Below are 13,531 nucleotides of genomic sequence, written 5' to 3' on the forward strand. Positions count from 1 at the left end.
TTATCGTGGTTGAAAACATTTTATCATAGGGGATGGAAAATGCCTTTTCCTATTTACACAATTATATGGACTCTATCTCAATCTCATACAACGACCGCTCAATCCATCGCCTCCCGCGCTCAATCTCATACAACGACCGCTCAATCCATCGCCTCCCGCGCTCAATCTCATACATCGACCGCTCAATCCATCGCCTCCCGCGCTCAATCCCATGCATCGACCGCTCAATCCATCGCCTCCCGCGCTCAATCCCATGCATCGACCGCTCAATCCATCGCCTTCCGCGCTCAATCCTAACCTATAAAAAAATAATTACAAAAACTAATATTGCTTAACACCCTTTACTAGTTCATCATAAGACGTATAGAACAATAGAGGCGGGTATGTCATTTGAAGAACATGTCGTTATTTTTGTTTTCACTAATTCGTATTATTATGTTGGTCATTTTAAGCAGCTATTATTTGCAGATGATGGCTAGTGGGGAAGATTGGCGTAAAATCTATGTTGTTGTTGCTATTGTCGTATTTATAGGAAGTCACTTTACTCAAATGTCGGTTCAACGGAAGTCTATCCAAGTAGGATGCTCCATTGCTGATTTCATCGTCATTTCAGGGTTCGGGCTATTATTCCCAGAGAGCGGCTATTTGTATTTGATTTTTTATGGTGTGCTGGCAACAACCGTTTTTTTACTGTATGACAAGAAAAGCGTGCATTGGGTATTTTCAATTGCATTTGTTGCCGTCTGGGCGTTGGTCAGTTGGATAATTTACGAAAAGACTAGCAGTTTTAGTATAACGAGTAATATCGTAAATGCGATGTTTGTTTTTTATGGTTCTGCTGTCGGTACGTTAATACGAAACTTTCATAAATCTAAAGAGACGATTGCAGTTCAATATGAGCAATTGACAGAAGCACATGATGCTTTGCAAGATGCTCATACACAGTTAAGTAAGTACGCGGAACAAGTTGAGCAACTGACCGTTGTAAGGGAGCGTACGGAAATTGCTAGGGAGATTCATGACGCGGTTGGTCATAAAATGACGGCGCTGATCGTGCAACTGCAGGTGGCTCAAGAGATGACCGGGAGAGATGCTGACAAGAGTAAAGATATTTTAACAGTCTGTGAGCAGTTGACTCGTGATTCGCTGAATGAGATTCGCCTGTCGGTGAGGACATTGAAAGAAGATAATTCAACTAGTTCATTTCAACAAAATTTAAAGGAATTACTTGACGATTTCACGTTGATGACGAATATGAAAACTCGTCTTGAGCATGAAGGTGACGTAGCTACAATTCCGTCAACATTACGGCTTACGATAAAAAGAATTATTCAAGAAGGCCTAACAAATGCAAAGAGACATGGAGATGCGGATGTCTGTGTAGTAAGTCTCCGTATCGTAGACGGAAAAGTTATGCTAGAAATAAGTGATGATGGAAGAGGACAAAAAAATGTTATACCGAACTTTGGATTGATTAACATGAAAGAACGTGTTGAAGAGCATGGTGGAGTATTTGAGATAAAGAGTGTGGAAGGGGAAGGGTTTATGATTTTAATAAGCTTTCCAATACAAGAGACAAACGTGGAGGTGGTGGGATGATCAAAGTATTAGTCGTGGACGATCAACCTTTAGTAAGGGAGGGGCTTAGTACATTACTTAGCTTGCGGCCAGAAATCGAAGTGGTTGGAATTGCGACAGATGGGGCCGATGCTTTGACTAAATCATTGGAACTTCTTCCTCAAATTGTTCTCATGGATATTCGCATGCCCGGAGTAAATGGTGTTGAGGGGACGAGGATGATTCGAGAACGAATGAAAGATGTAAAAGTGCTTATTTTGACGACATTCAATGATAGCGAATACATTTTGGATGCGCTTGAAGAAGGAGCGAGTGGGTATTTGTTGAAAGACATGCCGACAGATACGATTGTACAGGCGATTCTCACAGTCCATCATGGAGGAGTTGTGTTGCCTAAAGATTTTACGACACAAGTATTGGCAGAACTTCGAATAAAGCCCCAGTCTACTACAGGGCGCATTGAACAATTACCAAACAGTCTCGGGCAGCTGTCTGAACGTGAAAAGGAGGTCCTTGAACATTTAGGGAAAGGACTGAATAATAAAGAGATAGCAGAAAAGTTATTCATCACCGAAGGGACAGTAAAAAATCATGTCTCGAATCTTATACATAAACTCGAGCTGCGAGATCGTACACAAGCGGCAATTTATGCTGTACGCTATGGCAACACCATTTTCTAATATGACTTTTCGCATAGTTGACTATTTAAAACGGCACATCGGTGTCGTTTTTTTTATGCATGAAAATCTATCGCACGCTCGATGTAATGACTTTACAATCGCCATAAGATGAGAGAAGAAGGAGTGAGCGGAATGTTGACACTTATAGATGTAAAAAAGCACTTTGGCTCAAAGGATGTTATAAAAGGAGTTTCATTACAGATTGAGCGAGGTGAATCATTCGGATTGCTTGGTCCAAATGGTGCGGGAAAGTCTACGCTCATTGCGATGATCTGTGGACTTATATCGTACGACGCGGGAAGTATACAGATAGATGGGAAGCCTGTCAGTAAGCATATGCATGCTACTAAGAAAATTATTGGAGTAGTTCCACAAGACATTGCGTTATATCCGACGATGTCTGCTATCGACAATTTGGTGTTTTGGGGAAAAATGTATGGCCTTAAAACGAAGATGGTAAAAACGCGGGCGCGAGAAGTGTTAGAGGTAGTTGGACTAACGGAACGTGCGAAGGATCGGATTGAAACCTTTTCAGGTGGGATGAAGCGAAGGATTAATATAGGCGCTGCACTTATGCATAAACCCGAGCTTCTCATTATGGATGAACCGACAGTCGGCATCGATCCCCAATCAAGGAACCATATACTCGAAACCGTTAAAAAGTTGAACGAACAAGGGATGACGGTCATCTACACGAGTCACTATATGGAAGAGGTTGACTATCTTTGCAAGCGGATTGCTATTATGGACAACGGTAAGTTGATAGCGAGCGGAACGAAAAAGGATTTAAGCAATCGATTAGCAGGTGGCACAGTGTTAAAGCTACTAATTGAGAAGATAGAACCCGAGTTCATTGAAAAATTGAAAGTACTAAAAGGAATAGAAACTGTCATTGTTCAAACGTCAAACGAAATTCATGTGCATATGGAGACGGAAATGGAGTTAGTGTCTGAAATCATTTTACTCGCGAGCCAATTAGATGTAAAAATACGCAATATGCATTTAGAAGAAGCGAATCTTGAGACGTTATTTCTGCAACTAACAGGGCGCACGTTGCGTGAATAGGGGTGAGCATAGTGAAGAGCTTTTTAATCGCACGTAAAGATGTACAAATAATGTTGAAAGATAAAAAAGCCTTTCTAATGATGATTCTGATGCCGATTGTGTTGACTGCCATTTTAGGTACCGCTTTAAAAGGAATGATGGGAGAAAGCAAAATGCCTGAAACGATTGTCGGGATTTACACGGTAGAATCGTCGGTATTGGTTGACACTGTTATCGAATCATTAAGCGAAGAGGATTTAGCAATTACGATGAAGCAAGCTGAATCAGACAAACAATTGCAAGAGTGGATTGCACGAAAAGACGTTCATGTTGGTGTGCGTGTACCGAAAAACTGGGGTAATGATGCTACAAGAAACCGTGCGACTGTTGTACCAATTTCAGGACAGGAATCAGCAGCTACGATTATTCAACAGTTGTTTGAAGCTTTTGCTCAATCCGCGAATATAATCGCTTCATCGACGGAAAAAGTTATGGAGCAAGCGATAGCGGTTTCCATGCAAGGCAATCCGGTACAGATGGATGCCATGCAAACCGAACTTGGAGAGACGATGCAAGCTGTCATAGTTGAACAACAGGATTATGTCACTGAAAAGTCCATTGGGGATGAAACGGTAAGTGCTATGCAATATTATGCAGCTGCGATGGGTGCAATGTTTTTATTATTCAATGCTATGCATGGGGGAAAGACTTTTCATAGGGAACGGCAAACCGAAACGATGGCTAGAGTGTTAATGACACCAAGCTCTCCATGGTCGTTTTTAGCAGGCAAGTTCATGGGGACATTCTTTTTCGCTTTTCTGCAGTTTACAGTTTTTCTGATAGCTACTCATTTTCTGTTACAAGTGAATTGGGGTTCAAATAGTTTACAAGTCTTCTTCATCGTCTTCTTTTATTGTATTGCGGTAGCTGGTTTGTCGATGATTGTAGCCGCATTTACGACAGATGAAAAAATGGCGGATGTCGTCGGTAGTTTAGGGGTGCAAGTGTTAGCGTTGCTTGGCGGTTCGATGTTGCCACTCACTTTGTTTCCGGCTGCTCTACGAAAAATCGCAATGCTCACACCGAATTCTTGGGCTTTGGATTCATTTACATCCATTATGTCAGGTACTGACTGGTCTGCGTTGTGGATGCCGGCAACTGTTTTGCTAGGAATTGGGATACTGTCCATTCTACTTAGCATGGTTAAATTTAGACGTCAGGTTTTGTAGGGGGTAGTGTGATGAGGAAGATAGTAACGATTTGTTTATTTGAAATAAAACGCACGTTCAAAAAGAAGTCTGCATATGTTCTTATGTTTGCCATGCCGTTGCTGTTCACATTTTTATTCGGAAGTCTTTTCGGATCAAGTTCTTCTGTAGAACTTCGGATGGCGATAGTCGATGAAGACCAATCAGCTGTGGCTCGTCATATTATCAAAAGACTATTGGTAGACGAAATGATTACGTATGAAGTAGTGGCAGCCGATCAAGCGGCCATACGATTGGAAGGACGGGAAGTGCAAGGTGTAGTCATCATAAAAGAAGGCGTTGCAGATCGGATGAGTAAAAGTCAGCCAGTAGTTGAATTTAACTATTTGCCTGGCACAGCGACGGCACCGTTACTAAAACAACAAGTGAATCAAGCGATCTCAGCTGTGGAAATTGTTGTTGTATCCGCACAGACGGCAAGCCACTATCTCCATGAGGACTGGTCGATAATTTACGACAGACTCATTCAAGATGAAGGACGCATACAAGTGTTTACAGAACAAAGGACAACAACAAACGAAGCGAACGGATTGACCGCCATGTCGTACAGTTCCGCAGGTTTTACGGTCATGTTTGTCATGATGATGATGCTTACGATGACCGGTGTATTGATTGAGGCAAGGCAGATGGGAATCTGGTCCAGGTTATTTACAACTCCTGTTACACGTTTTCAAGTGTTGACTGGATATTTCTTATCGTTTTTCATTGTCGGCTGGATTCAATTTGGTGTTTTAATTGGCCTCTCGTCGATACTGTTTAAAGTCGAATGGGGTAATCTGTTAGCGCTACTTATTCTAATCACATCTCTACTCATTTGTGTCGTTGGTCTAGGCATTGCAATTGCCTGTCTAGCGAAAACGTCAGAACAGCAAAGTGCTTTTGGTACATTAATCATCATTTCAACATGTATGCTTGGAGGAGTATACTGGCCGATTACTATGGTGCCAGACACCATGCAGAAAATCGCGCATTTTGTTCCTCAGTCGTGGGCAATGGAAGCCTTCACGGCAGTAATAGCTGATGGAGGATCTGTCGGTGATATATGGTTGCCAATTGTCATGTTGCTCGTATTTGCAACCGTTTTTCTTTCAATCGGCTTATCAAAACTGAAATACGTGTGACGTTTCGGGTACAATTCCCGGGCGTCACATTTTTTATTGGTTAATGAACAAAGTTCACTCGTAATTGCTTATCATCATGACTTCCTTCATCTATAATAGAGCTATGTAAAGGAAGTGCAACGATTTATGAACTTAAGCAATCGCCCGCTAGTGGAGGCGTTAAAACGTTTCAAAGAGCAACAACCGATCTCTCTTCATGTACCTGGGCATAAGCACGGAACGCTTTCCCGCTTGCCAAACGAATTACGCGAAGCGCTCGCATATGATTTCACGGAGTTGACGGGTTTGGATGATTTACATGAAGCGGAAGGCGCCATAAAAGAAGCAGAAGATCTCCTATCAAAACTTTATCAGTCGACAAGAAGCTTTTTCCTCGTGAACGGCTCCACTGTTGGTAATCTCGCAATGATCTATGCAATTTGTGGCCAAGGAGATACAGTAATCATTCAGCGGAATGCGCACAAATCCGTGTTCAACGCGGTGGAATTGACGGGAGCTGAACCTGTACTTATTACGCCTCATTTGGATAATCACACGCGGACTCCCGGAATTGTGGAATTAGAGCAAGTCAAAGAGGCACTAAACGCCTATCCCGAAGCAAAAGGCGTTGTGCTGACATACCCGACTTACTACGGAGTAGCGGGTGGGAATTTGAAGGGTATCATCGATTTCTGTCATGCCCGTTCAGTTCCTGTTCTCGTCGATGAAGCACACGGCGCACATTTTATCATTGGAGAACCATTCCCGAAATCCGCGATTGAGTTAGGTGCGGATGTCGTTGTACATTCCGCTCATAAGACATTGCCAGCAATGACGATGGCATCCTATTTACATGTACAATCGGAATTCATTGACGACAAAAAGATCGCCCATTATTTACAGATGTTGCAGTCGAGTAGTCCCTCTTATGTACTCATGGCATCATTAGACGATGCAAGGGCATATGTAGCGGACTATAATGAAAAAGATAAACGACATTTTTCAATGTTACGCACACAATTTATAGAGGCGATGAAAAATCGCACGTCCTTTGAAATAATAGAGACGGATGATCCGTTAAAGTTACTTATCCGTTTGGAAGGCTATACAGGATTTGAAATACAAGAATTACTTGAATCCAAAGGCCTCTATGCAGAATTAGCTGATCCATATCAAGTTTTGTTTGTGTTACCGTTATGGAACGGGACATCGACCTTTCCACTTGCCGAATGGATAGCAAAAATGACTGCAGCAATCGGTATATTGGATAAAAAACGAAGTAATGGAGGCGGGATTGATCTTCCTGAATGGCCAATTGGCATTTCCACACTTGCTTGTTCACCAGCACAATGGGCGTTTATGCAAACAGAATGGATAACGATAGAAGAATCAGTCGGGCGGATTGTGGCAAAATCGCTCATACCGTATCCGCCAGGAATCCCTCTACTCATGAAAGGCGAAAAAGTTTTAGATAGTCATTTGAAGACTCTCTTTCAGTTAGTAGAGATGGGTTCAAGATTTCATGGTGCTGATCGACTTGAAATAGGAGAGATTCTAGTAATGACAAGAGACTCGGAGGCGTAAAGTATGAAAAAAGGTTTGTTTATTACATTTGAAGGTCCTGAAGGTGCAGGGAAAACGACGGTCATTGCCGAAATAGATAAAAGACTGGAGCGAATGGGTAAAGATACCGTTTTGACTCGTGAGCCAGGAGGTATCCGTATTTCCGAAAAAATCCGTTCCATCATTCTAGATAATGCTCATCAGGAGATGGACGGAAGAACGGAAGCACTTCTTTACGCAGCAGCAAGAAGGCAGCATCTTGTTGAGAAAATCATTCCTGCTTTGGCGGAAGGGAAAATTGTCTTATGTGATCGTTTCGTTGATAGTTCGCTTGCTTATCAAGGGTTTGCAAGAGGCCTTGGTATGGACGAAGTGATGTCCATTAATCAATTCGCAATTGAAGACACGATGCCGGACTTGACGATTTTCTTTGATATCTCACCTGAAGAGGGCCTACAGAGAATAGAAGCAAATGCAGGACGAGAACAGAACCGTCTGGATAATGAAACATTGCAGTTCCACAAGAATGTATATGAAGGCTACGAACGATTGCAAGAAAAATATGCCGAGCGAATTGTAAGCATAGATGCATCCAAGCCTCTATCTGAAGTAATTGAAAATGTTTGGAAATTAATAAGTTCCCGACTCATGTCTTAACTGAATTAGTGATATAATAAGAAGAGACCCAACAAAAGGAGAGGATACCGTGAAATTGATTGTGGCAGTTGTACAGGACCAAGACAGCAACCGATTATCGGCGGCTTTAACTAAAAATGATTTTCGAGCAACGAAATTAGCCAGTACTGGCGGATTTCTACGTTCGGGTAATACGACATTCTTAATCGGTACAGATGATAGTCTCATTCCGAAAGCTTTGGAATTGATTCGTGAAAATTGTCGGTCACGGGATCAGATGGTAGCTCCAGTATCTCCGATGGGCGGCAATGCCGATTCGTACATTCCATATCCGGTTGAAGTAGAAGTGGGCGGAGCGACAGTGTTTGTACTGCCAATCGAACAATTTCATCATTTTTGATGAAATGAGGTGAGTTGTTATGAAAGTAAATGGAGAATACCGTACCGGGTTGGACAAAATGCGCAATGATCCGTTGAAATCACCGCAAGGAAACGCCCGGTTCGGTCAAATGGTTACAAAATCAGAGGAACGTTTGCACGGTGAACAGATTACAAGACTGCTTGGAGATATATCGTCTGCGGGAGATCGTCTTGCACGTTCCCGGAATTTAAGGGATATGGCGAAATTCAAAATGCTTGTGCGACGGTTTTTGCAAGAATCCGTTGAATCAGGATTAGGATTGAAGCAATCCCATACATGGAACCAATACGGCGAAGGACGCCGTTTAAAAATTGTGGAGACAATAGATGAGAAACTTATTGAGTTAGCGGAAGCATTGCTGGACGATGAGCGTACGTCTGTTGAATTACTTGGAAAAATAGGAGAAATCAAAGGACTTCTCATTAATCTATATATGTAACACGTGTATGCATATGCATTTGTGAAGCACGTTTACGCATTGGAGGCAAGACAATGGCTACTGCCATCAAACAGCGGCAGAAAGCTGTTGTTGAAAGATTGGAAGCGACATTTCTAAATAACCGGATTGGTCATGCCTATCTTTTTGATGGGGAAACTGGTACTGGAAAAGGGGAAGCAGCGATTCATTTCGCAAAACTTCTGCTTTGTGAACGACCGATAAATGCTGTTCCATGTGAAACATGTCATGCATGCCGACGAATTGACTCGCGAAATCACCCGAATGTTACGTTGATAGAACCTGATGGACAAGATATTAAAAAAGAGCAGATGTCTTCCTTAATTCTGCAAATGACGAAAAAAGGATATGAGCCTGGCCGGAAAATTTATATGATAGCGAGAGCGGATCGAATGAATGCCGCGGCGGCCAATACACTCTTAAAGTTTCTTGAAGAACCTGAAGGAGAAGTTACGGCAATTCTTATGACAGATTCCTATCATTCCATTTTGCCGACTATCCAGTCACGTTGCCAACGAATCAGTTTCATTCCGCCAAGGCGGGAAGACATGATTACTAAACTCATTGAAAACGGGATAACTGCATCCATGGCAGCGACAGTTACAATGATGACTGCAGATAGTGACAAGCAGATGGAGCTAGCAGAAAATGATCAGTTTGCACTTACACGAAAGACAGTGTTAAAATTGATTGAAGCATCAGATCGCAATGTGAATGAAGCGCTTGTTTTTATCCAATCCGACTGGTCACCAGTAATGAAAGAAAAGGAAGACTTAGAACGTGGTCTCGATTTGCTACTCTATGCCTACCGCGATATCGTGGCGATGAAAGCGGGATTGCAGGCGGATTTGACATTTCCAGATCAGCAGCAGAACTTTCGAGCTCTTTCGATGAAGATGACTTATAATAGATTGTCGGATAATATGGAAGCGATATTGCAGGCGAAGAAAAAAGTGTATGCCAATATGAATCGTACACTTTTAATGGAACAACTGGTGCTCAATTTGCAGGAGGGGTTAATGCTTGTATAAAGTTGTAGGTGTCCGCTTTAAAAAAGCGGGTAAAATATATTATTTCGATCCACTTGACAATATGCTAGACATAGATGATTATGTCATCGTAGAGACGGCAAGAGGGATCGAATATGGTAAAGTCGCAAGTCTCGTGCGGGAAGTCGATGAGAATGATGTCGTCCTGCCTTTAAAGAAAATCATCCGTAAAGCGCGGATGGAAGACGAGGCGCAAGTCGAGGAAAATCGTCTCGATGCTGAGCAAGCTTTCGTCAAATGTGTGGAAAAGATTAGAGAACACGAGTTGGATATGAAACTTGTGGACGTGGAGTATACATTCGATCGTAATAAGATTGTCTTTTATTTCACGGCGGAAGGGCGCGTGGATTTCCGGAATCTCGTCAAAGATCTTGCTGCCATTTTCCGTACCCGTATCGAATTACGTCAAATCGGGGTACGAGACGAAGCGAAAATGCTTGGAGGCATCGGACCTTGTGGAAGAATGCTGTGCTGTTCGACATTTTTAGGTGATTTCGAACCCGTATCTATTAAGATGGCAAAGGATCAGAATCTTTCATTGAACCCATCGAAAATATCAGGGTTATGCGGTCGTCTTATGTGTTGCTTAAAATACGAAAACGATGAATACGAAAAAGCCAAATCCCTTATGCCTGATGTTGGCGAGAGGATACAGACGCCTGATGGACCCGGTAAAGTAGTTGGATTGAACTTGTTGGAAAGACTGTTACAAGTCAGTTTAAAAGATCAGGACCAGGTACTTGAGTATTCGTGGGAAGAAATAGAGAATCAGAAGAATACAGTTGCTCAATTGACGAAGTGATGGGGTGATTAGGTTGAAAGAAGGGAACTTTCTCGATAGAGTGATGGAGTTTGAGCAACAGCTTGAAGCCATGCATGAGCAATTCCGCGAACTTATAGGATTTGTCGCAAAGATGACGGAAGAGAACCACTCACTTCAACTCGAAAACCATCATCTGCGCACGAGGCTGGAAGAACTAAGTGAAAAGGCTCAAGTGATTGATGAACAACTACCGCCTGAAAAGCCACGCAGAATGGATATCGGTGAAGGTGTAGACAATCTGGCGCGGATCTATAACGAAGGATATCATGTATGTAATGTGCATTACGGCAGCAGCCGTAAAGGTGAGGATTGCTTATTTTGCTTATCCTTCCTTAGTAAACAAAATTCTTGAGAAGAGCCGATCCTATTGCAATGTAGGGGTCGGCTTTTTTCTACATAAATAAAGGAGAAATAAATGGAGAATTTATTGAAAGAAGATGAACGGCTCGATTATCTGTTGGCGGAAGAATTGCGGATTATTCAAAGCCCTTCCGTTTTTTCCTTTTCATTAGATGCCGTCCTGCTTGCTAAATTTGCGTACGTACCGAAGCGGTCAGGAAAGATTGTTGACTTATGTGCTGGTAATGGAGCAGTACCTTTGTTTTTAAGCGCCAGGACAAAAGCGAATATTGTAGCGATTGAATTACAAGAGCGTTTAGCAGATATGGCACACCGTAGTGTTGCTTACAATAAGTTGGAAGAGCAGATTCAAATTATCCAAGATGACGTGATCGGCATCGCTTCTAAAATCGGCTATGACAAATACGATACAGTGACGTGCAATCCGCCTTATTTCGCTGCAAACGAAGCGAGTGAACGAAATATGAAAGAACATCTCGCAATTGCACGTCATGAAATCCATTTAACGCTTGAGCAAGCTGTTCAATCCGCGAGCGAGCTACTGAAACAAGGTGGGAAGGCAGCATTTGTCCATCGTCCGGGAAGGTTGCTCGATATTATAACTGCGATGCGGGCAAGTCGACTTGAACCAAAGCGTATACAATTTGTCTATCCGAAAGAGGGCAAGGAAGCAAATACACTACTAATAGAAGGGATTAAAGACGGGAAGCCTGACTTGAAAATACTTCCTCCCTTATATGTATATAACGAGGATGGAAAGTATACAGAAGAAGTGAGGATTCTCTTGTATGGACAAGCAGAATAGTCACTTTTTCTATGTACTTGAATGTGGAGACGGTTCGTATTATGCAGGCTATACGAATGACATAGACAAACGGGTTCGGACACATAATGAAGGGAAAGGCGCAAAGTATACGAGGGCGAAACTGCCTGTACGTTGCATATACAATGAACAATATGAGACTAAGCGTGCAGCTATGCAAGCGGAATATCGATTCAAACAATTGACACGTCATTCGAAAGAACTTCATATGAGAAAGGGGCAACAGACAGATGAAATCCCAAAAGAGCGCTGAGTTAAACCGAGCGAAGTTATTTCTCGTTGGAACACCAATCGGTAATTTAGACGATATGACATTCCGTGCGGTAAAGATATTACAAGAAGCAGATATCATTGCAGCAGAAGATACGCGAAATACGATTAAGTTGTGCAATCACTTCGATATTAAGACGCCGCTAATCAGTTATCATGAACATAACCTGGATAAAGGCGGAGAAAAAATTCTTTCCTTACTAGGAGAAGGTAAAATTGTTGCTCTAGTCAGTGATGCAGGAATGCCTTGCATTTCCGATCCTGGATACGACATATCTGTTAAAGCGATTGAGGAAGGCTATGATGTCGTGCCGGTTCCTGGGGCTAATGCAGCAATTAGTGCGCTCGTTGCTTCTGGTCTACCAACACAGCCTTTCACATTTTATGGATTTTTGTCCAGGCAGAAGAAGGAGCGCAATGCTGAATTGCAGTTGCTTAAAAACAAGCAGGAGACACTTTTGTTCTACGAAGCCCCGCATCGGTTAAAAGAAACGGTCAAAGCCTTTACGGAAGCGTTTGGGGGTGAGCGTAGAGTTGTAATGGCAAGAGAATTGACGAAGCGATTTGAAGAATTTCTAAGGGGAACATTGGATGAAGCGGTCACATGGGTGGATACGAATGAAATAAGAGGCGAGTTTTGCATTGTTATTGAAGGAAATTTGAATACAATACAGGAGGAGCAACAAAGTTGGTGGCAAGATATTAGCATTTTGACACATGTAGAGTTATTGATGGAAAAGGAAAATGTTTCATCAAAAGATGCCATTAAATTAGTCGGCGTAGAGCGTGGTATACCTAAGAGGGATGTCTATCAAGCGTACCATATCGACAGAAATGAATAATAAAAAACCAGAACAATAAATTGTTCTGGTTTTTTATTACTATTGTAATAATAGCATTATAGAATTTTTTCTTCGATTTCTTTAATCAGTTGTTTCGCGCCATCCGGGCTCAAAATCAACTTTCCATCGATTAGGCGCAAGTTATCATCTGATACTTCTCCTGTAATTGAACAAGTCATATTTGGCATATACTTTTTAAGGATAATCTTGTCGTCATCGACATAAATTTCCAAAGCGTCTTTCTGCTCAATGCCAAGTGTACGACGCAATTCGATTGGAATTACGACACGTCCTAGTTCATCAACTTTCCTTACGATTCCTGTGGATTTCATGACAAGAATTCCCCCTAAACGATATAATTTTCGTCAAATTTCGACATTACTTTCTTGTCTTCTGTCTATCATACCAACTCTTCCAATTAACGTCAATAAATCAAGATTAAAATTATACGTATAATAATAGATGAATAGACGAAATTAGCACTAAAGTCTTTGTGAAATACAAAAGTCCGACAAGGGTATTTAGTCGCCATTAACATAAACTCATTGTAAGTATAAAAAAATTTATGTCAAGAGTTCTCGCCCCTATTTATCAATAAATACATAATGAAAAGTGCG

At 41.9% G+C, this 13,531-nt stretch carries 17 protein-coding genes; 15 read left to right on the forward strand and 2 right to left on the reverse strand.

From position 1 onward, the window contains the following. Positions 1–61 precede the first annotated feature (61 nt). On the reverse strand, positions 62–259 hold the full coding sequence (locus tag H9649_RS15745) for a hypothetical protein (protein WP_191695854.1): 198 nt from the start codon (positions 257–259) through the stop codon (positions 62–64). A 140-nt stretch (positions 260–399) separates the two neighbouring features. Here H9649_RS15745 and H9649_RS15750 point away from each other — a divergent pair, with 140 nt between their 5' ends. The 15 genes from H9649_RS15750 to rsmI all read left to right on the forward strand — a co-directional run bounded on the left by H9649_RS15750 (position 400) and on the right by rsmI (position 12,914). Next, complete coding sequence (locus tag H9649_RS15750; RefSeq protein WP_225229947.1) at positions 400–1,599, forward strand: sensor histidine kinase; 1,200 nt, start codon at positions 400–402, stop codon at positions 1,597–1,599. Beyond that, positions 1,596–2,258, forward strand: coding sequence for a response regulator (locus tag H9649_RS15755; protein WP_191695856.1), 663 nt, complete (start codon positions 1,596–1,598; stop codon positions 2,256–2,258). Before H9649_RS15750 ends, H9649_RS15755 begins: the two co-directional genes overlap by 4 nt. 132 nt (positions 2,259–2,390) lie before the next feature. Continuing rightward, the gene (locus H9649_RS15760) at positions 2,391–3,323 is read left to right on the forward strand and encodes an ABC transporter ATP-binding protein (protein ID WP_191695857.1); all 933 of its coding nucleotides are present in this window, start codon (positions 2,391–2,393) and stop codon (positions 3,321–3,323) included. An 11-nt stretch (positions 3,324–3,334) separates the two neighbouring features. After that, complete coding sequence (locus tag H9649_RS15765; RefSeq protein ID WP_191695858.1) at positions 3,335–4,531, forward strand: ABC transporter permease; 1,197 nt, start codon at positions 3,335–3,337, stop codon at positions 4,529–4,531. Between the two features lie 11 nt (positions 4,532–4,542). After that, positions 4,543–5,691, forward strand: coding sequence for an ABC transporter permease (locus H9649_RS15770; RefSeq protein ID WP_191695859.1), 1,149 nt, complete (start codon positions 4,543–4,545; stop codon positions 5,689–5,691). Positions 5,692–5,817: 126 nt separating this feature from the next. Next, complete coding sequence (locus H9649_RS15775; RefSeq protein ID WP_191695860.1) at positions 5,818–7,254, forward strand: aminotransferase class I/II-fold pyridoxal phosphate-dependent enzyme; 1,437 nt, start codon at positions 5,818–5,820, stop codon at positions 7,252–7,254. Positions 7,255–7,257: 3 nt separating this feature from the next. After that, positions 7,258–7,890, forward strand: coding sequence for a dTMP kinase (gene tmk / locus H9649_RS15780; RefSeq protein ID WP_191695861.1), 633 nt, complete (start codon positions 7,258–7,260; stop codon positions 7,888–7,890). 49 nt (positions 7,891–7,939) lie between these two features. Further along, positions 7,940–8,269 (forward strand): cyclic-di-AMP receptor, encoded by a 330-nt coding sequence (locus H9649_RS15785; protein WP_147060307.1) that lies wholly within the window; start codon positions 7,940–7,942, stop codon positions 8,267–8,269. A gap of 19 nt (positions 8,270–8,288) precedes the next feature. After that, positions 8,289–8,729, forward strand: coding sequence for a YaaR family protein (locus H9649_RS15790; RefSeq protein WP_191695862.1), 441 nt, complete (start codon positions 8,289–8,291; stop codon positions 8,727–8,729). A gap of 53 nt (positions 8,730–8,782) precedes the next feature. Then, positions 8,783–9,778 carry a DNA polymerase III subunit delta' gene (gene holB, locus H9649_RS15795; protein WP_191695863.1) on the forward strand — a complete coding sequence of 332 codons (996 nt, stop codon included), beginning with the start codon at positions 8,783–8,785 and terminating at the stop codon, positions 9,776–9,778. Beyond that, positions 9,771–10,598, forward strand: a complete 828-nt coding sequence (locus H9649_RS15800; protein WP_191695864.1) for a PSP1 domain-containing protein — start codon at positions 9,771–9,773, stop codon at positions 10,596–10,598. The genes holB and H9649_RS15800 overlap by 8 nt, the downstream gene beginning before the upstream one ends. Before the next feature lie 13 nt (positions 10,599–10,611). Continuing rightward, positions 10,612–10,971: a DNA replication initiation control protein YabA gene (yabA, locus tag H9649_RS15805; protein WP_191695865.1), complete on the forward strand. Its 360-nt coding sequence runs from the start codon at positions 10,612–10,614 to the stop codon at positions 10,969–10,971. Positions 10,972–11,034: 63 nt separating this feature from the next. Then, complete coding sequence (locus H9649_RS15810; RefSeq protein ID WP_191695866.1) at positions 11,035–11,784, forward strand: tRNA1(Val) (adenine(37)-N6)-methyltransferase; 750 nt, start codon at positions 11,035–11,037, stop codon at positions 11,782–11,784. Beyond that, complete coding sequence (locus tag H9649_RS15815; protein WP_191695867.1) at positions 11,768–12,055, forward strand: GIY-YIG nuclease family protein; 288 nt, start codon at positions 11,768–11,770, stop codon at positions 12,053–12,055. Before H9649_RS15810 ends, H9649_RS15815 begins: the two co-directional genes overlap by 17 nt. Then, positions 12,033–12,914 (forward strand): 16S rRNA (cytidine(1402)-2'-O)-methyltransferase, encoded by an 882-nt coding sequence (rsmI, locus tag H9649_RS15820; protein ID WP_191695868.1) that lies wholly within the window; start codon positions 12,033–12,035, stop codon positions 12,912–12,914. The genes H9649_RS15815 and rsmI overlap by 23 nt, the downstream gene beginning before the upstream one ends. 56 nt (positions 12,915–12,970) lie before the next feature. Here the strand turns inward: rsmI and H9649_RS15825 are convergent, their stop codons facing one another. Further along, positions 12,971–13,246 carry an AbrB/MazE/SpoVT family DNA-binding domain-containing protein gene (locus H9649_RS15825; RefSeq protein WP_191695869.1) on the reverse strand — a complete coding sequence of 92 codons (276 nt, stop codon included), beginning with the start codon at positions 13,244–13,246 and terminating at the stop codon, positions 12,971–12,973. Positions 13,247–13,531: the final 285 nt, after the last annotated feature.

The organism is Sporosarcina quadrami, from assembly GCF_014836615.1.
Lineage (GTDB): Bacteria > Bacillota > Bacilli > Bacillales_A > Planococcaceae > Sporosarcina > Sporosarcina quadrami.

Excerpts from the sequence above, each read along its gene's own strand:
- H9649_RS15745 (WP_191695854.1), bottom strand. The coding sequence starts at position 259 with ATGCATGGGATTGAGCGCGGGAGGCGATGGATTGAGCGGTCGATGCAT.
- H9649_RS15770 (WP_191695859.1), top strand. The coding sequence starts at position 4,543 with ATGAGGAAGATAGTAACGATTTGTTTATTTGAAATAAAACGCACGTTC.
- rsmI (WP_191695868.1), top strand. The coding sequence starts at position 12,033 with ATGAAATCCCAAAAGAGCGCTGAGTTAAACCGAGCGAAGTTATTTCTC.
- H9649_RS15755 (WP_191695856.1), top strand. The coding sequence starts at position 1,596 with ATGATCAAAGTATTAGTCGTGGACGATCAACCTTTAGTAAGGGAGGGG.
- H9649_RS15790 (WP_191695862.1), top strand. The coding sequence starts at position 8,289 with ATGAAAGTAAATGGAGAATACCGTACCGGGTTGGACAAAATGCGCAAT.
- H9649_RS15775 (WP_191695860.1), top strand. The coding sequence starts at position 5,818 with ATGAACTTAAGCAATCGCCCGCTAGTGGAGGCGTTAAAACGTTTCAAA.
- holB (WP_191695863.1), top strand. The coding sequence starts at position 8,783 with ATGGCTACTGCCATCAAACAGCGGCAGAAAGCTGTTGTTGAAAGATTG.
- H9649_RS15825 (WP_191695869.1), bottom strand. The coding sequence starts at position 13,246 with ATGAAATCCACAGGAATCGTAAGGAAAGTTGATGAACTAGGACGTGTC.
- H9649_RS15760 (WP_191695857.1), top strand. The coding sequence starts at position 2,391 with ATGTTGACACTTATAGATGTAAAAAAGCACTTTGGCTCAAAGGATGTT.
- H9649_RS15815 (WP_191695867.1), top strand. The coding sequence starts at position 11,768 with ATGGACAAGCAGAATAGTCACTTTTTCTATGTACTTGAATGTGGAGAC.
- H9649_RS15750 (WP_225229947.1), top strand. The coding sequence starts at position 400 with ATGTCGTTATTTTTGTTTTCACTAATTCGTATTATTATGTTGGTCATT.
- tmk (WP_191695861.1), top strand. The coding sequence starts at position 7,258 with ATGAAAAAAGGTTTGTTTATTACATTTGAAGGTCCTGAAGGTGCAGGG.
- H9649_RS15810 (WP_191695866.1), top strand. The coding sequence starts at position 11,035 with ATGGAGAATTTATTGAAAGAAGATGAACGGCTCGATTATCTGTTGGCG.